This window comes from Candidatus Kurthia intestinigallinarum (assembly GCF_003991225.1).
In the GTDB taxonomy this organism is placed as follows: Bacteria; Bacillota; Bacilli; order Bacillales_A; family Planococcaceae; genus Kurthia; species Kurthia populi.
The window spans coordinates 1-1,330 of the sequence record NZ_JTFC01000176.1; the positions used below are offsets into that span (position 1 = coordinate 1).

The window sequence follows — 1,330 nt, forward strand, 5'->3', positions numbered from 1 at the left end:
AGCTCTTAAATGAAGCAGATGTGAATGACGTATTAATAGATGCTCGCGATGAGGAAATCATTCGTCATATTCAGTCTGTTGTGAAGCAGCCCATTGTAACAGTTGTAGGGGCAGAGGAACGTTTACAAAAAGTGCAACAACAAACAGCAGCCTTGATGCAACAGCATGGTGTATCTTTGCAAAATAAAGCCACGATTGCACGTTTACCAGAGGCAGAGCGAGCACAGTTTGAAAAGCAGCTAAAAGAGCTGAAACGGTTGCAGTTAGCGCTGAAGATTTTTGGTACTTATTACGACGAACGGATTCATTTACGGATGCCTAGTTTAGATGTCTCAGATAAGTCGCTTGTAGAGCGTGAATGGCTTGTAACAGCCATGGATTATTACGGAGAGGCATTTACAAAGGAGCAGCTAGATGATTTTCCTCGGACGCCACCGAAAAAGTACGAAAAAGAGCAGCTGCAAATGGTGGATCGTTATTTAACAACTAAGCAACAATATGATATTGCGATTTTAAAAGGTGAACAGGCGTCGCCTTACGAGTTATTAGCATTGCAAAAGCAGTTAGAAGAAAGGCTAGTGAAGGACCTCAATCACCCTCGTTACCGAGCATTTGTATTAAGTGATTGCATCGGGGAAGGTATTTTATCAGAAGAAGAGGCCAATCGTCATTTAGCCATTACGGTTGTACAGACAAAGGACGGGGTTGTTCGTTACAATGATACGTTCGGCGGGAAGCAGTTAAAAGTGTACGGTGCACCATTTTTATTTGAGCAGTTCTTTAAAGGAAAAGCGATTGATCGGATTTTGGATGAGCTCGAATATGAAGAGTATGAAAAGTTGCAGGCGCAGCGTCAGCGAATGAAACAGCAGCCTGAATCGAATCAGAAGCGAAAACGTTCCTAGTCCTGCCGACAAAACGCGCAAAACATACGCTAAGGATATGCAGGATTTTATGCAAGATTGTAAGAAGTGCGATCATCACGAAGATACGCTTAAACGATTGTCAGGAAAGGCTTTTTAAAAACGTGCATAAAATCACGCATAAACAATGTTCCATAAGAAAGGGCAGAAACGTTGATTTAACAACATTCCTGCCTTTTTAGTATGCCCCCAAACTTTGATTTGGGAACGTTAAGTTTATTTTGTATGCTTTATAAAGTTAAAAGGTACATTATTTCATTGAAAATTAAATATAAAAACAAACAACTTGAAATTTAAAAATTCATCAGTTAAACTGATTATATATTTAGGTGATTATTTTTAGGGGTGAATAATTTAAATGGAAAAATGGAATCAATCTTATGGTTTTTTACTCGGAAAGGTTCTTC

1 protein-coding gene is annotated in these 1,330 nt (G+C 39.1%); it reads left to right on the forward strand.

Annotation, left to right across the window (positions count from 1 at the left end; translation table 11 throughout):
- The coding region (locus tag QI30_RS20710; RefSeq protein WP_158621103.1) for a hypothetical protein at positions 1–905 on the forward strand (905 nt) is incomplete at its 5' end.
- Between the last annotated feature and the right edge of the window lie 425 nt (positions 906–1,330).